Genomic DNA, 21,792 nt, shown 5'->3' on the forward strand with positions numbered 1-21,792 from the left:
ATCCCGTAGTCCAAAAAGGGATTGCGCAATAGCTGTCGCTTGATTTCAGCCTATCACACGCTTGTGGTTCGAATTCTTTTGAGGAAGGGAGAGCGTATGTCGTACAGGCAGCGTTTCTTCGCGGGGCTCGTGGGCGCCCTGCTTGCCCTGACGGTCGTGCCCGTCGCCGCCAAGGCAGACATCATCACCGACTCGCAGGACTTTGTCATCGAGAAGCGGGAGTCCCAGATCTCCCTGGGCGAGCCGGTCGACATCGACGAGTCCGAGAGCGTCGTTCTCGCCACGGGAGGAAAGTACGGCACCTTCTCCCTTCCCGTGTCCGGCACCGTGAGGTACGACTACGCCTGGGACGTGCTCGACCTGCTCAACCAGGAGCGCGCTAAGGCGGGGCTGCCCGCCCTGAGCATGGACCAGGACCTTCTCAACGCGGCGGTTCTGCGCTCGGCCGAGATCACGGTGCTCTTCGATCATGACCGACCCAACGGGGAGGAGTGCTTCACCGCATCCAGCAAGATGTTCGGCGAGAACATTGCCTCCGGTCAGCTGAACCCCTCGACGGTCATGAGCGCCTGGATGAACTCGCAGGGTCACCGCGAGAACATCCTGCGCAGCAGCTTCACGACCGTGGGCATCGGATGCCTGCAGGTGGGAAACACCTACTACTGGGTCCAGTGCTTCGGGTCCGGTGACCTCGCCTCCGTTACCCGTCCCGCCAACGTGGACAAGACCCAGGTCGTTCAGGTGGCCCCCGAGGCGTTTGGCCTGGGCGTCTACGTGGTCGCCACGTCCGACGACGGCAGCAGGGTGGTCGACGCCCCGACGAAGGTCGCGCCCAACACCACGCAGCGCTTCATGATGGTGGTGGAGGGCTCCGCCGACAGCCTCTGGGCCGTCTCGGATCCCATGACGTGGGGCACGAGCGACGCCAGCATCGCTACCGTGGACGCCAGCGGCGTCGCGACGTTCCTCTCGGGTGGCAAGGTCACCATCGCCGCAGCCTCCTCCGGCGGCCTCGTCGCCGCGAAGAGCCTCGATCTGACCCTGCTCAGTGAGGGCGACGTCCCGGTCTATCGCGTCTACAACAAGAACTCCGGCCTGCACCACTACACGACGAGCGAGTACGAGCGCGACCAGCTCGTGAGCCTGGGCTGGAACGACGAGGGCATCTCGTTCTACGTCTCGAAAAAGAAGGGTGCGCCGGTCTACCGCAACTACAACCCCAATGACGGCAACCACAACTGGACCGAATCCAAGTTCGAGCACGAGAACCTCAACTCGGTCGGCTGGGACAACGAGGGTGTCGCCTGGTACACGCCCGAGGGCGCCACGATCGAGGTCTACCGCCTCTATAACCCCAACTCCGGCGAGCACGTCTACACCACGAGCAAGTACGAGTACGACTCCGTCGTAGCTGCTGGCTGGCACGGCGAGGGCGTCGCCTGGAAGAGCCTGTAGCGGCAGGGGCGGGGATTCTGTCGAAGCATCACCTCTGTGACGTGATTGTGGGGGGTCGGCGTCGCCGGCCCCCACGTTTGTCTTTGATAGGCGACGGCTGTCGCCCTAGTCGTTGGTCTGAGATCGACGGTTTAGAATTATATGTATGCTGAATAATTCGCGCTGTTGCGGAATAGGGCGGCATGGGAGTGCTCGTTAGGCGGAACGCCTGAGGAGTCCTTCACGAGGAGAATAAACGTCTCGTTTTGCATCCTACCGTCACGCTATGATATGAGGGCGTTTCCTCATGAATTCGAAGCGGGAGAAAAAATGACCGAAGATCGTCCTCAGATGGCTTCCGAGCAAAAGGGATTCCTTGCGCGTCTTTCAAGGGGTCTCATAGAGGGAGGGCGCTGGAAAGCCGTACTGGTGCTGTTGGGGATGCTGACCTGTGGCGTCTATCTCTTCTTTCGTTATAACAGTAAGTACACCCTGGTCGTGACTGCGCTCGTTCTAGGCGTTCTTGCTGCAGTTCTGTTTTGTCAGCGGCTAGATAAGGGAGAGGGGGCGCGACACGATTTCGCTTTCATCGTTGGTCTGGCGCTCTCCGGGCTTGTGTTCACGTTCGTGTTTGCTCCGGGAACGGTTCCCGACGAGATTTATCATTTCAACTCATCATACAAATACTCGGATATGATTCTTATGCAAGAGGTGAGCAACACCTCGATTACCATGCGTGCCTGTGATGCGGAATTTGAGGATGCGGTTCTATACCACTATCACAGCGACCCCTCCTTAACTGCACCGACTGTAAATCGGTCGCTCTATAGGACTGTCGTTCAGAGCTTTGCGCTCTTTGCGGGGGATGCTGAGCTTGTTCAGGTCCCTGTGGATTCATCATATGCCGTAGAGGCAAATCTCCCACAGCTTAAGCTTCCTTCGGCGCTCGGCATTGTTCTTGCCAGAATTATTGGACTCGGTTCAGTTCCCTTGTTCTACCTCGGGCGCCTATTCAATTTTGCATTCTTCGTCATTCTCGTTGTGGCTGCTGTAAAGATAACGCCCATTGGACGCAACATCTTCAAAGTGGTTTCGCTGCTGCCAATGACGCTGCACGTTGCCTCGTCCTATTCCTACGATGCTGGTACGATCGGCCTAGCCTTCTTGTTCTGCGCGCTTGCCCTTAAGGCGATGTGCCTGGAGCGAAAGCTTGACAAGAGAGAACTCGCCGCTCTTGCTGTAGCCGCAGTCCTCATGGCCCCGTGTAAAGTGATATACAGCTTCTTGCTGGTTATCCTGATGCTGCTACCTTCAGATAGGTTTGCCACACCTAAATCGGGGAGGCTGTACAAGTTTGGTGTCATAGGAGGGATAATTGCCTTCGTCGCCCTGCTGAGAATAGATACCTTTGCCGCGATGTTCGTGAATACGACATCTCAGACGGTCTCTGAAGTGTCCTCATCAAGTTCCCCCGCGTATTATTCCTTCACCGATCTGGTGACGGATCCACTGGGCACCGTTGCGTTACTCGCAAGAACGACGGATGCTTATGCAGACTTCTATATGCTCAGCATGGTGGGTGCTCAGCTGGGATGGTTCCAGTCCACGTTATTCGCTCCGTATTACGCAGCGCTCCCCCTGTTTTTCATCCTGGCGCTCTCTTCGGTCCGCTCGCCCGAGGACAAGGAAATACTGCCGCGAGCACCTCGCGCTGCGTTTTTTGGGGCGTTCGCTGTTTTTTACATTGCGCTGCTCGTTGAGTTCGCCATTGCATGGACGACCGATGGCTCGTTCTTGATAGAGGGGGTCCAGGGTAGGTACTTCCTTCCCATGCTCCCACTGCTCCTTCTCGCTTTGAGGGGTAGGACAGTGACGCTCTCCCGTTCGATCATGCCTGTGCTTGAACTTTCCGAGATCTTCATAGGACTGTTTATTGTTCTTCGCGCGTTCGCCATTGCGTTGACTCTGTAGGGAGGCAGCTTTGAAGAGTCTCGGCACTCCTTGGGCAGACCGTCGTTCGGATGCCGTCGAGATTGGTGGAGTGAGAATCGCGGGGGTCGGACCGGGATTCGACCTTCTACGTCTTGAGGTCTCACTGGATGCGGACCCCGATTTGACCCCATGCGTCTCCGTTCTCGACTCTGCATCGAATGAGGTCCAGCTCGGCGAGGCGGCTGTGCTAGGCAGTGCGACGTACGCCGAACCGTCCTATCCTGAAACGCTCCGCAGAAGCATCTGCCTTTCCGTGCGGATTCCTTCGGATCTTCCCGAGTTTTCGATCTCGGTAACGTGCGATGGGACAAAGCCTCTTCGATCGCGTCTCTACGTGAGCCCAGAGGAGGCGCGGGGGCTCAGGGACTCATGGTGGTCCTTGACTAACCCTGCCGAGTGTGACGACGGCTACGAGGAATGGTTTCGAAAGAACCATGTGACGATGGCGGATCGCGCCGCGCAGAAGATTGCCCAGCGGCACTTTTCTATACGACCGCTCTTTTCGATCGTCGTTCCCCTCTTCAGGACCCCCCTGAGCTTCTTCAGCGAAATGACGAGCTCGGTCCTTGCACAAACCTATGACAACTTCGAGCTCATCCTCGTCAACGCGTCGCCAGAGGACGATGCGCTCGCCTGCGCCTGTCGCGAGCTTTCCGCCATCGACGAGCGCGTAAGGGTGGTAACGCTTGACAATAACTACGGCATCACGGAGAACACCAATGCGGGCGTGGACGTGGCGCGAGGGGACTTCGTCTCTTTCTTTGACCACGATGACCTGCTTGAGCCCGACTGTCTCTATTGGTATGTCAAGGGCATCAATGATTATCCAGACACCGACCTCCTTTACTGCGACGAAGACAAGCTGGAGAACGGACATTTGAGCTTCCCGTACTTCAAGCCCGATTTCGACGTCTTCTATCTTGAGACGAACAATTACGTTTGCCACATGCTTACCATTCGCCGAGAGCTTCTCTTGAGGCTGGAGAGGCCAAACTCGGAGCTGGATGGGGCACAAGATCACGCGATGGCCCTTGCGACCGGGGACATGGCTCGCAATGTTTACCATGTCAGGCGCGTGCTCTATCACTGGCGGATCCACTCATCGTCTACGGCCGGCAATGTGGCCGCAAAACCGGAGTCGCTCGATGCCGGAAAGCTTGCAGTGGCGCGTCATCTTGCCTTGCGCGGTGAGCGAGCCTCAGTCGAAAACCTTGAGGACATGCCGCACTACTACAGGGTGTCCCTCACGCGCGCGTCCTCATCCTCGGTGATGGTGTACGGGCGTTCCGACGATCTTGAGGTGCGTGCGGATACGCTGCGCGACTCCTTGCCCGATTCCGTTGCCGAGGTGATTTCCGTAGCGATTCCCTCTCATTCCGCGCTGGTCCCCACTTTGCTGGCGGCAGCGCGTTCGGCGCGCGGGGAGTATCTCGTCCTGTGTTCGGATGACGTGGTTCTCCCTAAGGGAAACTGGGTGGAAGAACTCGTCTCGTTCTGCGCCCGCACAGGAGTGGGCATCGTCGCTCCGGTTGTTCTGTATCCCGATGGGACCGTTCGAGACGCCGGCGTCGTCTGTTCCTTGGAGGGCGCGCTCAGGCCCGAGTTCCGTGATTTTTTCTTCGAGGGCTCCCCACACGTTCGCGGGCTGCTGAGATGTCCACACACGGTGAGTGCCGTCAGGGGGGCGTGCCTTGTCATCCGCGCGGACCTGTTCGCCGAGATTGCGTCTTCCCTTACGGGGTGTCCGGGGCTGTTTTGGGACGTCGCGCTCTGTCTCGAAGCTCGTCGCAGGCGAAATCTCGCCACCGTAGTGCTTCCCTCCGTTCAGGTGAGCGCCCCTGTGCCGGAACTTGCCTTGGGGGGTAGGAAGAGCGAGGTTCTCCGGGCATACGTCTCGGGCCGTGCGTGGCTCTTCAAGAACTGGCCAGAGTTCTTCTCTGGCGCTGACCGCTTCTATAGCCGACAGATGAGACAGGACGGATACTATGGCCTTGCGGACTACCGGTAGCGCTATGGCGGGACGCGTTCGCTTCGGAACCCTTACGCGTGCACGCGGCAAGTGCCTCATTCTTCTTGAGGGCGTTGAGGATGCCGAGGCGTTGGATTGCGAGGTTTCGGGCCCGCGGGGTGTGGCTCTCCCCGGCCGAGTGACGACGACCGAGCGCGGCGACAGCGTCTTGGTTGTACCCGTCGTGCCCTTTGACGTACGCGTCGACCTCTATCGCGAGACGTCGGACGGGAGGCGAGCTCTAGTCGCGTCCCGAATCGTGCGGGAGCTGGGAGCGTCGCTGCGCTCGAAAGCGAACGCTTTCGTGCGCAATCCCCGCGCCACCGCCCTGCGCTCCTCCGACTCTCTCCTGGTCGAGGACGGCGTGTCCTTCGATGTTCTTGCCGGCGATGGGGACAACGAGATCCTGAGGGGTAAGGTCATGTTCTCGTTGGAGGAGGGCGACCTGCGCCTCGTCCAACCCGTCGAGGTCATCGCCCTTGATAGAAGCACGGGTCAGGTGCTCTCGGGCGAATGGTGCTGCCTGGGTGACGCCGCGCCCATGCGAAAGAACTACCCCGGCGTGTGCGAGAGGGTGGTGGACTACTCCCTGCGGATGCCCCGTCTCGAGCATGGGCTCATCGTGTGGGCGCGCTTCGCCTTGGGCGGGGACACGATTGGCTTCGCGGTGCTCTTTGAGGAGTGGCGCGACAGCCTGCGAGCCGACTGGGCGGCAAGAACGCTCTTCGCCGATCGAGACCCCGCGTATGAGCCTTGGTTTCTAGAGCACCATCGCACTGCGGAGCGAGAGATCTCCCTACAGCGATCGAACTGGAGCGACCTTGCCGAGCAGCCTCTCTTCTCGATCGTCGTCCCTCTCTTCAGGACCCCGCTGGCCTTTCTCGAGGAGATGGCGTCCTCCGTGCTGCTGCAAAGCTATCCGCGGCTAGAGTTGATTCTCGTGAACGCAAGCCCTGAGGACGGAGAGCTCGCCCGCGCCGTCGAGGGGCTTGTCGCGCGGGATGAGCGTGTCCGTTACATACTGCTCGAGGGCAACCGTGGCATCACTGAGAACACCAACGAGGGAATTCGTGTTGCCACGGGTGACTTCCTCGTCTTCCTCGACCACGACGATACGATCGAGCCGGACGCTCTGTACTGGTACGCACACGAAGTAAGCATCCATCCCGATACCGACCTCATCTACTGCGACGAGGACCACCTGAAGGACGGGCACTACGTGCTTCCGTTCTTCAAGCCCGACTGGGATCTCGATTTGCTGAGGTGCGAGAACTACGTCTGCCATATGCTTGCGGTGAGACGGAGCCTCGTGATGGAGCTCCCGGAACTTCCGGGGCGTGAGTTCGACGGGTCTCAGGACCACAACATGACGCTCGTGATTGGCGATCAGGCGCGTCACGTAGCTCACGTCAGGCGCATCCTCTATCACTGGCGCATTCACGAGCAGTCAGTTGCCGGTGCGGGAATCGACCAGAAGCCCTACGCTCTCGAGGCGGAACGAATTGCGGTTCAGAACCATCTCGACCGCAGGGGCGAGCGGTCGACCGCCGTCATGGGCGGAAGGATTCCCACGCGTGTCGATGTCGTATACGAGTTTGACGAGCACCCTCTGGTCTCGATTGTGATACCAAACCACAACGAGGCCCCGGTGCTGCGGAGATGCCTCGACTCGCTGTTCTCCAGGCTCACGTGGCCGAACTTCGAGATCGTGATCGTCGAGAACGGGAGTGACGACCCCGATACGTTCGCGCTCTACGAGGACCTCAAGAATAGATTCACGAACGTCCGCGTGGTCACCTGCGAGATGCCGCACGGCTTTAATTTCTCCCGCCTCATCAACTTCGGCGTTGACGCCGCCCGCGGCGAGTATCTGCTCCTACTTAACAACGACACCGAGGTCATATCTCCCGACCTGCTCGAGCTCATGATGGGGTGCGCTCGTCGCGAGGACGTCGGGTGCGTTGGAGCTAAGCTGCTTTACCCCGATGGCCTCGTGCAACATGCGGGCGTATCGACGGGACGCTCGTTCGGGCCCCTTCACCTGGGCCATCTTCTTCCGGACGCGGAGGCGGGCTACTACGAGTGCATGGTGTTGCCTCACCAGCTCAGCGCAGTAACTGCTGCATGCCTGCTTACCAAGCGTTCGGTTTACCGTGAGGTGGGCGGGTTGGACGAGGGTCTTCCCGTTGACTACAACGACATCGACTTCTGTCTCAAGGTACGTGCGCGGAATCTCGCCGTGGTCGAGCAGGTCAATGCGAAGATGTTCCATTACGAGTCCGTCTCGCGCGGAATGGAGAAGACCACCGCTCAGTTCGAGAGCCTCGTCAGGGCCCTTGGGATCTACTCCGACCGCTGGGGCGACAACCTCGTTGAAGGCGACCCTCTCCACAGCTCCCTCTTCTCGTTCGACGACGTATACTGCAAACTTGATGACGGAAGCCTTCCCCTGGGGGCGACCTCGCTCGCCGATTTCCTCTGACGCCCTGAAAGGACCAGCGTGACCACAGCACCCACCAGCGTGAGCATCTCCGAGCCCCGGACGGGCGCGCCGCTCGTCTCGGTTCTCGTGCCCATCTGCAACGTCGAGCGCTACCTCGACGAGTGTCTCGCCTCGCTCGCCTCCCAGACCTTCGGTGACTTCGAGGCCATCTGCATCAACGACGGCTCCACGGACGGGTCGCGCGCCATCATCGAGCGCTACCTCCAGTCGGACCCGCGCTTTCGCGTGATCGACAAGCCCAACTCGGGCTACGGCGCCTCGATGAACCTCGGCCTGGACGCCGCCCGCGGCACCTACCTGGCGATTCTGGAGTCAGACGACTTCTATGAGCCCGACGCCCTGGAAAAGCTCGTGTCCGCGGCGGAGAAGAGCGGCTCCGACGTGGTCAAGGCCGACTTCTGGCTCTACTGGTCCACGCCGACCGAACGCAGGGAGCCCTTCCGCATCGTCGACGAGCAGCAGGCGGGCAGGACCCTCAGGCCCCTCGACGACGTCGCGGTCTTCTTCCGCAAGCCGTCCATCTGGTCCGCGCTGTACCGCCGATCGCTGCTCGAGGACAACGGCATCCGCTTCCTGGAGACCCCCGGCGCGTCCTACCAGGACGCCGGCTTCAACTTCAAGGTCCTCGTCTGTGCGGGCTCGGTGACCTTCCTCGCCGACCAGATCCTGTCGTACCGCCAGGACAACGAGAAGTCCTCGGTCAACTCGCCCGCCAAGGTCTACTGCGTCTGCGACGAGTACGCCGCCATGGAGGCGTTTCTCGCCGACCACGGCACCGACCGCGCGCGCCTCACCGCCATCCTGGAGCGCATGAAGTTCGACAGCTACATGTGGAACTACGACCGGCTGAGCGAGGATCTGCGCGCCGAGTTCGTCGAGCGCGCCGCCCGCGAGTTCGCCGACGACCTCGCCGCCGGAAAGGTGGACGTCTCGCTCTTCGAGCCCTGGTCGGAGGCCGACCTGCGTGCCCTCGTCGCCGATCCCGCCGCGTTCTCGGCGACCCGCTGCATCTACACGGCCCCCGGCAAGCTCAACACCTTCAGGCACTACCTCGACCTCGGGGGCATCCCGCTGGTCCTGAAGGTCATCGCCTACAAGACCTTCCGCCACTCCGTGCGACGCACCAACGAGGCGGGTGGTGCGGAGTGAGCCGGCTCACAGTGGTGGTGCCCTGCTACAACGTGGGCGACTACCTGGACTGGAGCCTCGGCTCCCTCGAGGCTCAGACGCTCGCCGACTTCGACGTCGTCTGCGTGAACGACGGCTCCACCGACGACACGCGCGAGAGGCTCGCTGCCTGGGAGGCGAGGGACCCTCGCATCCGCGTGGTCGACAAGCCCAACGGCGGCCTCTCCTCGGCAAGGAACGCCGGCATCCGCGCCGCGAGGACCGACTACGTCTGCTTCCTCGACTCCGACGACCGCTTCCACCCCACGGCGTGCGAGAGGATCGTGGCGCTGCTCGACGAGACGGGTGCCGACGTCCTCACCTTCGGCGCGACGTGCTACCCCGAGGAGGCGGGCTACCCCTGGCTGATCGGCGCGCTGAGCCCGCGCGACGCCGTCTTCGACCGCTTCACCATGGACATCCTCCTCAAGGAGGCCTCCCGGCCCTTCGCATGGCGCACGGCCTGCCGCACCGCGTTTCTCGTCGAGAAGGGCATCTGGTTCGAGGAGGGGCTCCGCTTCGGCGAGGACCAGGTCTTCGACTTCGCCATCTACCCGCGCGCCGCGAGGACCGTGCTGAGCTCCGAGAAGCTCTACGACTATCGCGTGGTGCGCGAGGGCTCGCTCATGAGCGCCGTGCGCGACGACTTTGGCGTCAAGATGCGCGAGCACGTGAAGATCCTCGACGCGATCCTGCGCGACTGGGACGAGGCGGGCTTTCTCGCGGAGCACGGCGCCGACATGGTCGCGTTCTGCCTCGACTTCGCGCTCTATGACGCCATCAAGCTCAGCGAGGAGGACTACCGCTCGGTGGCCGTCCCCCTGCGCGAGCTCATGGGGCGCTACTGGAGCGTGGGGGAGGTCGAGCGGATGGAGCTCGCCCCCGCGACGAGGCGCATGGCGCTCGAGGCGTGCTACCGGATGAGCATCACGCCGTCCGGCCGCCGGCGCCTCGTCCTTCAGTACTACGGTCAGCAGCACGGCAGGAAGGCGCTGCTGCGCCGCCTGGTCACGGGCAAGGAGTAGGCGGTGCGCGCGCGGAGGGTGGCGGCGTGTCGCGCCGACGGCAGGCTCTACGTGCTCCTGGACGTCGGCGGGACGCCGGTCGGCTCGATCGTACCGTCCGCCACGGTCGAGGGGCGCGACGTCCCCGTCGAGCTCTACCCCTACGCCCCCGACCCGGCGTCGGGGCTCGTCGTGCTGGTCGCCCCCTATCTCGCCCCCTCCACGATCGACGTGCGGCTCCGGGACAACGGGGGAGAGGCGGGCCTCGCCCTGAGCTGCCCCGCGGAGCGCTGGCGCTCCAGCCTGACGTATCGGCTCCACCCCGACGTGCCCGTCGCGCTGCGCGGGACCGAGCGGGGCTGGGTGCGGGGGCGCCTCAGGCCCTCGCTCGACCGCTATCTGCGCGGCGACGGCCGCGACGTGTGGCGCGTGAGCGTCACCTGGGCGGGGGACGAGGCGACGGACCCCCGTCTCGCCCTCCTCGACGAGCATGGCTTCCCGCTTCCCGCCGAGGTCTGGCCCTTCGAGCGTCAGACGGGTGTGTCCGCGCCATGGGGAGGGACGCTCAACCACCAGGTCTTCTCGGTCGCCGTGCCCGAGGGCTGCCGCTCGTTCGTCCTTCTCGCCCACGACGAGGCCGGCGTCGCGGCCGACGGGTTCTGCTCGCTCGACGAGCGGCTCCACCGTGACAAGGAGTACGAGACGTGGCGTCACCAGCGAGACGCCCGGGCCGACGACGGGCGCTACCGCAGCTGGTTCGCCGAGCACCGGGCCACGCCCGGCCAGCTCGACGCGCAGCGCGCCGCGGCCCCCGTGGACGGGCCGCTCTTCAGCATCGTCGTGCCGTGCTTCGAGTCCGACGAGACGTACCTGCGCGAGCTCGTGGACTCCGTGCGCGCGCAGAGCTACGGGCGCTGGGAGCTCCTGCTGGTCGACGCGTCTCCGGAGCGCCGGACGGTCCGCTCGGTCGCGGATGGGTCCTGCGACGCGCGCGTGCGCCGCGTGGCCCTCGAGGCGAACGCCGGGATCGTGGGCAACACCAATGCCGGGATCGCGCTCGCGCAGGGCGACTACGTGGCCTTCCTCGACCACGACGACCTGCTCGAGCCCGACGCGCTCTTCTGGTACGCCCGCGCGGCCTCCTCGGACGAGCAGCCCGACGTGCTCTACTGCGACGAGGACCTCTTCGAGCGAAGGGACGCGTGGCACCAGCCCGTCTTCAAGACGACGAGCCTCAACGTCGACCTGCTCTACAGCCACAACTGCGTGACTCACCTCCTGTGCGTGCGCCGCGCCCTGCTCGAGCGGATCGGCCCCTCACCGGAGGATGTCTCGGGCGCGCAGGACTACGACCTCGTGCTGCGCGCGCTCGCCGCGGGCGCGCGCTTCTCCCACGTCCCCCGCGTGCTCTACCACTGGCGCGAGCACGCCGGGTCCACGAGCGGGGACAACGCGGCGAGCAAGCCCTACGCCGTCGAGGCGGGGCGGCTCGCGCTCGAGCGTCACATGGCCGCCCGCGGCGTCGCGTGCTCGGTCGAGGAGGCGGCGCACCCCTTCGTCTACCGCGTGCGCTACCGGCTGCCCGACCCGCACCCGCTCGTGAGCGTCGTCATCCCCTCGCGCGACCACGCCGACGTGCTGCGCACCTGCGTGGAGTCCGTCTTCGCGCGCTCTACCTACGACCGGCTCGAGGTGCTCGTGGTGGAGAACGGCAGCCGCGAGGAGGGGACCCGGGCGCTCTACCGCGAGCTCGAGGCCGCCCATCCGGGTGCGTTCTCCGTGGTCGACGCCACGGAGGAGGTTGCGGACGGCTTCAACTACGCGCGCCTCGTGAACGTGGGCGCGGCCGCGGCGCGGGGCGAGTACCTCCTGCTGCTCAACAACGACACCGAGGTCATCTCGCCCGACTTCGTGGAGGAGATGCTCGGTTACCTCCAGCGGCCGGAGGTGGGCGTCGTCGGCGCCAAGCTCTACTTCCGAGACGGCCTCACCCAGCACGCGGGCATGCTCGTCGGGCCCTACGGGGCCGTGTCCCACCCCAACCAGGACTTCCCGCCGTCGCGCGAGGGCTATCTGGCGCGCGCGGTGCGCCCGGGGAACTTCTCGGCCGTGACCGGGGCCTGCCAGATGGTGCGCCGCTCCGTCTTCGACGAGGTGGGCGGCTACGACGAGTCGTTCGCCGTGGGCTTCAACGACGTCGACTTCTGCTTCAGGGTGCGCGAGGCGGGCTATCTCGTCACGTTCACGCCCTACGCCGAGCTCCACCACTACGAGTTCGTCTCGCGCGGCCGTGAGGAGGGCGACCCGGAGAAGATGGTCCGCTGGGAGCGCGAGCGGGCGCGCTTCGCCGAGCGCTGGCCGCGGGTCTTCCGCGACGGCGACCCCTACACCAACCCCAACCTCGACCGCGACAGCTTCTACTACGGGCTGTAGACCTTCTCGCCGGCCCTTCTCGCCCACCCTTCGTCGAGGCGGCGCCTTGGCACGGCCTCGCATCGAAGCGGAGGAATCGCACAGAATCAGGCTCCCCGAGGCGCGATTCTGTGCAGTTCCTCCGCCTCGGTGAACGGGCGTGCGAAGGCGGGCGAGAAGAACCCCGCTCCCGGCAGTTGTGAAAGATATGAACGGCGCGCTCCTGCGCTACGATGTCTTCTTGGACTGCAAACAGGACCACGTCGATAGGTTTCCTTCATGGCCTCTCACTTCTCCTCCGGCGACAAGACCCCCAAGAGCGTCCCGACCATCCAGCGCGCCGCGACCGGCTCATCCCCCTACTCGAGGGACAACGCCGCGGCATACGCCACCGTGCGCAGAGGCGGACGCCCGGGCTCCCCGCGCCGCGGCCGCGTCGTCGCCATCGTCGTCTGCGCGGTCGTCGCCCTGCTGCTCGTCGTGGGCGGGACGGTCGGCTTCATGCTGTACCGCTCCGCCATGACGGTGAAGGCGAGCGCCGCGACCATCATGGACCAGGTCGACCCGCTCAAGGAGAGCCTCAAGTCGGGCGACGAGGCGGCGCTCAGCAACGCCGTGAGCACCATCGTCTCCGAGACCGACACCATCCAGCGCGAGGTGAGCGCCCCGCTGTGGACCGTCGCATCCTTCATCCCCGTCATCGGCGAGGACGTGAGGTCGGTCCAGACCCTGGGGACCGTCGCCTCCGACCTCGTCAACGAGGCGCTCGTCCCGATCACCGACGACCTCGCGGGCGTGCAGCTCTCGTCGCTCTTCCAGGACGGCGTCGTCAACGTCGAGCTCATCCAGGAGGTCTCCGGCTCGCTGGGAGACGCGCTGCCGGTCATCCAGTCCTCCGTGGACGCCATCTCCGCGCTTCCCGAGGCCCACATCCCCCAGCTGAGGGAGGTCCTCGACCGCGTGCAGGGGCCCGTGTCCGAGGCGGGCGGCGTCATCGAGCAGGTCAAGCCCATGATCGACCTGCTGCCCCAGATGCTCGGGGCGGACGGCCAGACGCGCACCTACCTCATCGTGGCCCAGAACAACGCCGAGCTCCGCTCCACGGGAGGCCTCCCCGGCTCCTGGGGCACCATCACCGTGACCGACGGCGCCATCTCCATGGGCGGGGACTTCCACACGGTCCTGCACAAGGACGGCCTGCGCGCCTCCGCCACCGACGAGGAGATCAGCTACGTCTGCGCGACCATCCACACCGATCCCGCGCAGATGAACTTCACCCCCGACTTCACCCGCGTGGGTACCCTCGCGCGTGAGTACTGGGAGCAGGTCGGCAACGGCTCGGTCGACGGCGTCATCGCGATCGACCCGGTCTTCCTGCAGCGTCTGCTTGCCCTCACCGGCGGCTTCACCGTGGCCGACGGCACCGTCGTGGACGGGTCCAACGCGGCGAGCATTCTGCTCAACGGCGCCTACAAGGCGATCGGCGACGACGGCGACGCCCAGGACGCGTTCTTCGCCAGCGTCGCCGCGCAGGCGTTCGACCACGTCATGAACAACCTCGGCGGCGTCGACATGACCGCGCTGCTCGACGTCATCCAGGCGTCCGGCGAGGACGGCCGACTCCTCGTGTGGATGGCCAACGAGGACGAGGAGGCCCTCATGGACCAGCTGGGGCTCTCGGGCGCGCTCGAGGACGACCCCGCGACGCCCGAGCTCGGCGTCTACCTCAACGACAGCACCGTCAGCAAGATCAGCTGGTACGCCTCGACGAGCACGGTCGTGGGGGAGGGCGTGACCAACGCCGACGGCACGACCACCTATGACGTCACCACCACGCTCTCCAACACCATCACGCCCGAGGAGGCGCAGAGCGTGCCGCGCTACATCTCCGGCTACAACCCGCAGAAGCGCGACGTCACCGACATGCTCGTCTACCTCTACGTCTACGCCCCGGCGGGCGGCAGCATCTCCAACTACGCCGTGAGCGAGGGCGGCATTGTCGACGGCATGTCGCCGATCGACTGCACCGTCTACGGGCGCCAGGTGATCAACTCCTTCGTCCACGCCCGGGCTGGGGAGACGGTGACGATCACCTATCAGGTGACCGTCCCGGCGGGCGCCACCGAGCCGCTCTCCGTCCGCACGACGCCGCTCGGCCAGGAGTCCCTGATGAGCGTCCAGGAGCCCGGCGCGCAGCAGTAGCGTCCCGCCGGCTTCGCTTCGACCCGAGGAGGGCCGCCCTGGCGCGGCCCTCCTTTTGGTATGTGAGAATTCGGTTTACTCCTACCTCGGCGACCTCGCCTGAGGTAACGTTACGCACGATATGGTCAGTCCACGGTCCCGAATCGAGACATCACCGAGCCACTGGAGGATAGTCGATGACCAAGTCCCGAACCATCACCCGTCGCGACGCCCTGGCCTGCTCCACCCTCGCCGCCGGCGCCGTCGCCCTTGCGGGCGCCACCCCCGCCGGCGCGGAGGAGCCTGGGAGCGTCCTGTCCGCCGACGTCGTCGACTACCTCTACATCGACAGCGCCTCGCTCGGCTTTGGTGAGGAGCAGCACGTCGTCGCCGCCCTGAGGGACCGCTCCGGCTTCAGCGCCGCGACGCTCTCCCTGCTCAACGTCGACACGGGGGCACAGCGTGACGTCGCACTCTCCAAGACGGTCGACAACACGCTGCTCTTCTCGCTCAACGTTGACGGCGAGGGCACCTACTACGTCCAGACGCTCTCCCTCACGGACGCCTCCGGCTCCCTCGTCGTGGACTTCTCCGACGCCGACGCCTCCGTCCGCTCCTTCGAGGTGAGCGCCGCCTCCGCCGCGCCCATGCTGCTGAACGCGGACGGCGCCGATGAGGACGTCGCGTTCGAGGTGTACGGCTCCGACTCCGAGGGCGAGCTGGTGAGCGCCGCATCGATTGAGGACGCCGCGGCCGTGGCCGTCTCCTCCGTGGACGCCGAGCCCCAGGCGCGGGGCACGGGCGTCGTGGTGGCGCTCGACCCCGGCCACGTGGGCGCCAGCTCCGGAGCCTCCGGCAACGGCCTGCGCGAGGAGGAGATCACCTGGAAGATCGCCCAGTACTGCCGCTCGGAGCTCGACACCTACGAGGGCGTCTCATCCTTCTTCACGGTGACGCCGAGCGAGAGCATCGGCACGGGCAGGACCGAGCTCAAGACCCGCGTGAGCAGGGCAAAGAGCGGCGGTGCCGACGTGCTGGTGAGCCTGCACATCAACTCGACCGGCAACGGCAGCGCCTATGGCGCGGAGGTCTACTACCCCTACAACGGGAGCTACAACAACTCCACGCACGCCGTCGGCAAGGCCCTCGCCGACAAGATCGTCGTCCAGCTGGAGGCCCTCGGCCTCTACAACCGCGGGACCAAGATCAGGGTCATCAACGGCGACGACGACTATGCCTATGCGGACGGCAGCGATGGCGACTACTACGGCATCATCCGCTACGCGCGCCAGGAGAACCTGCCCGCCATCATCGTGGAGCACGCCTTCATCGACAACAGGAGCGACGCCGCCAACTTCCTGAACTCGCCCGAGAAGCTCAGGCGGCTCGGCGTGGCGGACGCTGCGGGCATCGCCAACTACTTCGGCCTCTCCAAGGCCGGGGCCTCCGACGGCACGATGTACCGCCTCTACAACCCCAACAGCGGCGAGCACTTCTACACCGCGAGCTCCGGCGAGCGGGACAACCTGATCGCGGCGGGCTGGAACTACGAGGGCGTGGGCTGGACGGCCCCGACGAGCTCGAACACCCCGGTCTACCGCCTCTACAACCCCAACGCCGGGGACCACCACTACACCACGAGCGACTACGAGCGCGACAGCCTGGTCAAGGCCGGCTGGCGCTACGAGGGCGTCGGCTGGTACTCCGACGACGCGAAGTCCGTCCCCCTCTACCGTCAGTACAACCCCAACGCGCGGTCCGGCACGCACAACTACACCACGAGTACCTACGAGCGCGACAGCCTGATCAAGGCGGGCTGGCGCGACGAGGGCATCGGCTGGTACGCCCTCTCGTAGCACGACGACAGATTGGAACCGTATATGACGCGCTCCCACCGACTGCGCAGCCTCGCGCTCTCCGCCCTGCTCGCGTTCTCCGTCGCCGTGACGGCCTCGCCCGTCTGCGCCGTCGCCGAGGAGGCCACCGAGGGCACGGGGCAGGCTGCGATGTACCGTCTCTACAACCCCAACAGCGGCGAGCACTTCTACACCGCTAACAACTACGAGGCGGAGTTCCTCGTCGACGAGGGCTGGGACTACGAGGGCGTGGGCTGGATGGCCCCGACCACGTCGAGCACCCCGGTCTACCGCCTCTACAACCCCAACGCCGGAGACCACCACTACACCACCTCGGTCGCCGAGCGCGACCACCTCAAGTCCGTGGGCTGGCGCGACGAGGGAATCGGCTGGTACTCCGACGACGCCAAGACCGTGGCGCTGCTGCGCCAGTACAACCCCAACGCGGCCGCGGGCGCCCACAACTTCACCACGAGCGAGTTCGAGAGGGACAGCCTCGTCAAGGCGGGCTGGCGCGACGAGGGAATCGGCTGGTACGGCTGCGGCACGGGCGAGGAGGACCCCTACAAGGGCGTCCTCACGCGCACGCCCATCATGGGGAAGTCCACCGCGACGGTCGACCAGATGGTCGCCTACTACAACCGCACCGGTAAGACCTATCCCTCCGACGTGTACGCGCGCTACGGCGCGGCAGACATCCGCGCGTTCTGCACCATCCTGGTCGAGGAGGCGAACGCCGAGGGGATCAACGCGGAGGTGCTCTTCGCCCAGGCGATGCACGAGACCGGCAACCTGCAGTTCGGCGGTCAGGTGAGCGCCGAGCAGTGCAACTTCGGCGGTCTCGGCGCCACCAACGGCGGCGCGGCCGGGGCCGACTTCAGGCAGGTCGCCGAGGAGCACGGCTACGAGGAGTCCGACAGCGTCCGCATCGGCCTGCGCGCGCAGGTGCAGCACCTCAAGGCGTACGCGACCAAGGGCCCGCTCAACAACGAGTGCGTCGACCCGCGCTTCGGCCTGGTCCCTCGTGGCGTCGCTCCGTACGTCGAGCTTCTCGCCGGCAGGTGGGCGGTCCCCGGGGACGGCTACGGGAAGGCGCTCGTCACCATCATGGAGAAGGTCGCCTAGCTGCGATCTCATCGATCAATCGGGGGCGCGTCCGGAACCGGGCGCGCCCCCTGTGATTGTGAGGAGGGCGCTCTTCTCGGCGACACGACGACGACTCTCGTGGTACAGTCAAACGGTTTGCCAATTGATAGATGGGAAGAGCATGAGAAACCGCATCGCTGTCGTGGCCGTCTGTCTTTCTCTCGTCCTCGCCGCCGCGCTCGCCCCCCTCGGCGTCAGCGCCGAGGCGACGGAGCCCGAGGCCGAGTCCGAGGAGGCGGTCGTCGAGGTCGCGGATACCCCGTCGCAGGACGTCGTCACCGACGACGATCCCCCTCAGACCGACGAGGTCCCCGACTCCGGCGCCGATCAGGAGGAGGGGGACTCCGCCGACGACTCCGGCTCCCAGGGGCAGGGCGCCGAGACCGGCGAAGGGGATGAGGAGGGAGAAGCGCCCGCCGACGAGACGGGCGACCCGACGGAGGGCTCCGACGACGAGACGGGCGAGCCGGAGGAGGCCCCCGCCGAGGTGTCGACGCTCTCCGCGGACCCCGAGCCTCGCGCCGCCACGTCCATGAAGCCGATGTACCGCCTCTACAACCCCAACAGCGGCGAGCACTTCTACACCGCGAGCAACTACGAGGCCCGGAGCCTGGTCTCGGCCGGCTGGCGCTACGAGGGCGTGGGCTGGATGGCCCCGGCCACGTCGAGCACCCCGGTCTACCGCCTCTACAACCCCAACGCCGGGGACCACCACTACACCACGAGCGCCTACGAGCGCGACCACCTCAAGTCCGTGGGCTGGCGCGACGAGGGAATCGGCTGGTACTCGGACGACGCCAAGACCGTGCCGCTGCTGCGCCAGTACAACCCCAACGCCCGCGCGGGCGCCCACAACTTCACGGCGAGCACCTACGAGCGCGACAGCCTCGTCAAGGCGGGCTGGCGCGACGAGGGCATCGGCTGGTACGGCAGCGGGTCGGCCGGCGACGATCCCGCCCACGGTCTGCTCACGCGCACCCCCATCGTGGGCGACTCCACGGCGAGCGCCTCCACGATGGCCGCCTACTTCAAGGCGATGGGCCGCTCCTACCCCTCCGACGTCTACTCGGCGTACGGTGCCGGCAGCATCGATGACTTCTGCCGCATCCTCGAGGAGGAGGCGAAGGCGGAGGGCGTCAACCCCGCCGTCGTGTTTGCCCAGGCCATGGTCGAGACCAATAACCTCAGGTTTGGCGGTCGGGTGAGCGCCGCGCAGTGCAACTTCGCGAGCCTGGGTGTTACGGGCGACAACGCACGGGGAACGGACTTCTCCTCCTACGGCTCCGACGCGGTGAGGATGGGGCTGCGCGCCCAGGTGCAGCACCTCAAGGCCTACGCCACGGACGCACCGCTCAAGAACGCCTGCGTCGACGCGGGCTACGACGCCGTGCCCAAGGGCAGCGCCGCCTACGTCGAGCTCTTGGGCTCCGGGGTCTGGTCCGGCGACTCGGGATACGCCTCCAAGATCGTGAAGATTCTCGACGCCTACGCGCCCACGTTCGTGACGAGCTCCGAGAAGTCCTACAGCGCCGTGTACAACTACGAGTTCTACCGTACCAAGTACCCCGACATCGCCGCCGCCTTCGGGGACGACAGGGCGGCGACGCTCAACCACTTCCTGACGCTGGGCGTCAGGGAGCGGCGCCAGGCCTGCGCGACCTTCTCGGTCCAGTCGTACTACAACCAGTACGAGGACGTGCGCCGGGCGTACGGCACGAACATGCTGGCGATCTGCCGGCACTACATCCAGTACGGCAAGTCCGAGGGGCGCGCCGGGACGGGCTGCTCGACCCTCCAGGGCTCGTGGCAGTACCACAACGTCGCCTGGGCCGGCCAGCCCAACGGCTACTGGTGCGGCCCCGCCTCCGGCTACATGATCCTGCGCAACGTCGGGGCCAACACCTCCGCGAGCGGGACGCCGCTCACGATGGGCAACGTCGCGAGCTACATGGGCACCACGACGAGCGGCACCAGCTTCGCCAACCGCGCCTTCGCCAACGGCATGAACAACTGGCTCGGCAAGAGCGTCTACACGACGGTCCACACCCCGTCCTACTCGACGGTGCGCGCTGCGATTCTGGACTCCTACAACAACGGCTACGCCTCAGCGGTCGACACGCAGGAGCGTCGCGGCGGCCCGCACCTCAACGGGCACAGCAACAGCACCTTCTCCCACATCATGGTCGTCGACGCCTACAACCTGAGCAGCGACACGGCGACGATTGTCGATCCCGGCGCGGGCACGATCTGGGGCGCCTCGGCGCAGAAGTTCAGCGTCAACCTCAACTATCTCGTGACCCAGTTCATGCAGAAGGAAGTCTTCTTCGACCGCGAGCACATCGGCCTTCACTACGCCCGTTAGGAGGCGCGCATGCCCAGGCACTTCACCGATGACGAGGGGACCGCGCGGCACCGGCGTGCCCTGATTGCGGTCCTGGTCGCCGTGCTCGCGCTGGCGTGCGTCGGCGTCGGCGCCCTTCTCGCCCTGCACGGCGGCCAGCAGGGAGAGGAGGCGCCGGTCGAGGAGCCGGACGACGCGGTACCGGAGCCCGAGACTGACGACGTCCCCACCGAGCAGCCCGCCGCGGACCTGCCCTTCTCGCTCGACGGCGTGACCGCGGACGCTCCCCTCGTGGAGGCCGCCGACGCGGCCCGGCCCGCGGAGCTGGCGGGGGAGTGGACGTTCGGCGGCGACTACGCCCAGATCGGCTCGTATCCGCTCGACGGGCGGACCGTGTTCGGTTCCGCGACCGACACGCCCGACGACATCTCGAGCTACCGCGCCGCGCTCATCTCGCCGGACGGGGTGACCTACCTCGAGGACCGGCAGACGGACGAGGCCTACTTCGAGCCGCAGGACGGGACGGGGACCGCGGAGCGCCTGGTGTGGCGCTCGTCCGAGCTCACGCTCCTTCCCGCCTCGACCTCGGACAACTGGCGTGTCCAGACCTGGGACGCCGCCTCCGGTGAGACGGTCGTCCTCGGGAGCGCCGAGCTGCTCAACGGAACGCCCGACACCCCCGCCGTCGGCGGGGAGGTCGTCCCCACCTGCAACGAGACGCACGCGTTCTTCTCGTCGTGCCTCGCGGAGGGCGACTCCTGGTCTCCCGCCGTGCTCGCGTTCGACCTGTCGAAGGCCGAGCAGAAGGGCGAGGTCATCGGCACCGGCAACTACCCCGCGGCGATCGAGGGCGGGGCTCTGTGGGCCTCTGCGCAGGTCCAGGCGGGTGACGGCACGCTCTTCGGCTCGCTCGAGCAGTGGGACGGCGGCGATTCGGAGAGCGTCTTCTCCGTGACGTCCGACGACGGTTCCTGGGGTATCTCGGGGGTCTGGGCGAGCGACGGCCGCCGCGTGGTGAGCTTCTCCTCCACCGACTCCTCCCAGGGAAGCTACATCGGGATTTGGGACGAGGGCTTCGAGTCCTGCCTGGCGTGGGTCCGGACGCCCGCCTCGAGGGTCATCGCGTCCGTGAACGAGGGCTGGGTCGTCTGGGGCGCCGGCTCCGAGCTGGACAACCCGGGGATGTACGCCTTCGGCTTCGCCGACGGCACGATGCTGGACCTGGGCTCCTCCGTCGGCTATTCGCGGCCGCTGATCGCGAGCGACAGCAACGCCGTGATCGTGCCCGAGTGCGACGGGCAGAACGCCGCGGTGTTCCACGTCGGCGAGCTCGGCTGATCGTCCTCGACGCTCGTCCTTCTCGCCCCACCGGCGCCGAATCGCCCCCCAGCGGATTGTCGCGTCTGAGCGAGACGTTTCGGGGTAACATATCCCTCGTGGCAATCGCCACGGGTATCGCGCGCAAGCGCAGCTTTTGCCCCGCGGGGCGTATGAAAGAAAGGCACGACATGGCACAGGGTACTGTCAAGTGGTTCAACCCGGACAAGGGCTACGGCTTCATCTCTCGTGAGGACGGCGACGACCTGTTCGTCCACTACTCCGAGATTCAGATGGACGGCTTCAAGACGCTGGACGAGGGCCAGGCCGTCGAGTTCGACATCACCACCGGCCAGAACGGCAAGCTCCAGGCTTCCAACGTCCGCAAGCTCTAGGCTCTGCGAACAAGGCGACTTGGAGGGGCTCGGACT

Annotated in this window: 13 protein-coding genes; all 13 read left to right on the top strand. The window is 65.6% G+C overall.

Going from position 1 to position 21,792, the window contains the following annotated elements; genetic code table 11:
* Nucleotides 1-96 precede the first annotated feature (96 nt).
* The 13 genes from B5F73_RS03830 (at nucleotide 97) to B5F73_RS03890 (ending at nucleotide 21,756) form a co-directional block, all read left to right on the top strand.
* Nucleotides 97-1,455 carry a CAP domain-containing protein gene (locus B5F73_RS03830; RefSeq protein WP_087226662.1) on the top strand — a complete coding sequence of 453 codons (1,359 nt, stop codon included), beginning with the start codon at nucleotides 97-99 and terminating at the stop codon, nucleotides 1,453-1,455.
* Between the two features lie 309 nt (nucleotides 1,456-1,764).
* Nucleotides 1,765-3,405 (top strand): DUF2142 domain-containing protein, encoded by a 1,641-nt coding sequence (locus tag B5F73_RS03835; RefSeq protein WP_158094755.1) that lies wholly within the window; start codon nucleotides 1,765-1,767, stop codon nucleotides 3,403-3,405.
* A 10-nt stretch (nucleotides 3,406-3,415) separates the two neighbouring features.
* A complete protein-coding gene (locus B5F73_RS03840) occupies nucleotides 3,416-5,434 on the top strand; it encodes a glycosyltransferase (RefSeq protein WP_143803121.1) in 2,019 nt (672 codons plus the stop codon).
* A gap of 4 nt (nucleotides 5,435-5,438) precedes the next feature.
* On the top strand, nucleotides 5,439-7,916 hold the full coding sequence (locus tag B5F73_RS03845; protein WP_158094756.1) for a glycosyltransferase family 2 protein: 2,478 nt from the start codon (nucleotides 5,439-5,441) through the stop codon (nucleotides 7,914-7,916).
* Nucleotides 7,917-7,934: 18 nt separating this feature from the next.
* Nucleotides 7,935-9,086 carry a glycosyltransferase family 2 protein gene (locus B5F73_RS03850; RefSeq protein WP_087226674.1) on the top strand — a complete coding sequence of 384 codons (1,152 nt, stop codon included), beginning with the start codon at nucleotides 7,935-7,937 and terminating at the stop codon, nucleotides 9,084-9,086.
* Nucleotides 9,083-10,129, top strand: a complete 1,047-nt coding sequence (locus B5F73_RS03855) for a glycosyltransferase (protein WP_158094757.1) — start codon at nucleotides 9,083-9,085, stop codon at nucleotides 10,127-10,129. The genes B5F73_RS03850 and B5F73_RS03855 overlap by 4 nt, the downstream gene beginning before the upstream one ends.
* A gap of 3 nt (nucleotides 10,130-10,132) precedes the next feature.
* On the top strand, nucleotides 10,133-12,541 hold the full coding sequence (locus B5F73_RS03860) for a glycosyltransferase family 2 protein (protein ID WP_087226680.1): 2,409 nt from the start codon (nucleotides 10,133-10,135) through the stop codon (nucleotides 12,539-12,541).
* Between the two features lie 258 nt (nucleotides 12,542-12,799).
* The gene (locus B5F73_RS03865) at nucleotides 12,800-14,722 is read left to right on the top strand and encodes a DUF4012 domain-containing protein (RefSeq protein WP_087226683.1); all 1,923 of its coding nucleotides are present in this window, start codon (nucleotides 12,800-12,802) and stop codon (nucleotides 14,720-14,722) included.
* A gap of 176 nt (nucleotides 14,723-14,898) precedes the next feature.
* A complete protein-coding gene (locus tag B5F73_RS03870; protein WP_143803123.1) occupies nucleotides 14,899-16,557 on the top strand; it encodes an N-acetylmuramoyl-L-alanine amidase in 1,659 nt (552 codons plus the stop codon).
* Between the two features lie 24 nt (nucleotides 16,558-16,581).
* Nucleotides 16,582-17,682, top strand: a complete 1,101-nt coding sequence (locus B5F73_RS09430) for a glucosaminidase domain-containing protein (protein WP_087226686.1) — start codon at nucleotides 16,582-16,584, stop codon at nucleotides 17,680-17,682.
* Between the two features lie 142 nt (nucleotides 17,683-17,824).
* Nucleotides 17,825-20,065 carry a glucosaminidase domain-containing protein gene (locus tag B5F73_RS03880; protein WP_087226689.1) on the top strand — a complete coding sequence of 747 codons (2,241 nt, stop codon included), beginning with the start codon at nucleotides 17,825-17,827 and terminating at the stop codon, nucleotides 20,063-20,065.
* Nucleotides 20,066-20,074: 9 nt separating this feature from the next.
* Nucleotides 20,075-21,382 (top strand): hypothetical protein, encoded by a 1,308-nt coding sequence (locus B5F73_RS03885; RefSeq protein WP_087226692.1) that lies wholly within the window; start codon nucleotides 20,075-20,077, stop codon nucleotides 21,380-21,382.
* Between the two features lie 170 nt (nucleotides 21,383-21,552).
* The gene (locus tag B5F73_RS03890; RefSeq protein WP_072371401.1) at nucleotides 21,553-21,756 is read left to right on the top strand and encodes a cold-shock protein; all 204 of its coding nucleotides are present in this window, start codon (nucleotides 21,553-21,555) and stop codon (nucleotides 21,754-21,756) included.
* Nucleotides 21,757-21,792: the final 36 nt, after the last annotated feature.

Source organism: Olsenella sp. An270, from assembly GCF_002159735.1.
Lineage (GTDB): Bacteria > Actinomycetota > Coriobacteriia > Coriobacteriales > Atopobiaceae > Thermophilibacter.

Excerpts from the sequence above, each read along its gene's own strand:
- B5F73_RS03830 (WP_087226662.1), top strand. The coding sequence starts at position 97 with ATGTCGTACAGGCAGCGTTTCTTCGCGGGGCTCGTGGGCGCCCTGCTT.
- B5F73_RS03835 (WP_158094755.1), top strand. The coding sequence starts at position 1,765 with ATGACCGAAGATCGTCCTCAGATGGCTTCCGAGCAAAAGGGATTCCTT.
- B5F73_RS03845 (WP_158094756.1), top strand. The coding sequence starts at position 5,439 with ATGGCGGGACGCGTTCGCTTCGGAACCCTTACGCGTGCACGCGGCAAG.
- B5F73_RS03865 (WP_087226683.1), top strand. The coding sequence starts at position 12,800 with ATGGCCTCTCACTTCTCCTCCGGCGACAAGACCCCCAAGAGCGTCCCG.
- B5F73_RS03870 (WP_143803123.1), top strand. The coding sequence starts at position 14,899 with ATGACCAAGTCCCGAACCATCACCCGTCGCGACGCCCTGGCCTGCTCC.
- B5F73_RS09430 (WP_087226686.1), top strand. The coding sequence starts at position 16,582 with ATGACGCGCTCCCACCGACTGCGCAGCCTCGCGCTCTCCGCCCTGCTC.
- B5F73_RS03880 (WP_087226689.1), top strand. The coding sequence starts at position 17,825 with ATGAGAAACCGCATCGCTGTCGTGGCCGTCTGTCTTTCTCTCGTCCTC.
- B5F73_RS03885 (WP_087226692.1), top strand. The coding sequence starts at position 20,075 with ATGCCCAGGCACTTCACCGATGACGAGGGGACCGCGCGGCACCGGCGT.
- B5F73_RS03890 (WP_072371401.1), top strand. The coding sequence starts at position 21,553 with ATGGCACAGGGTACTGTCAAGTGGTTCAACCCGGACAAGGGCTACGGC.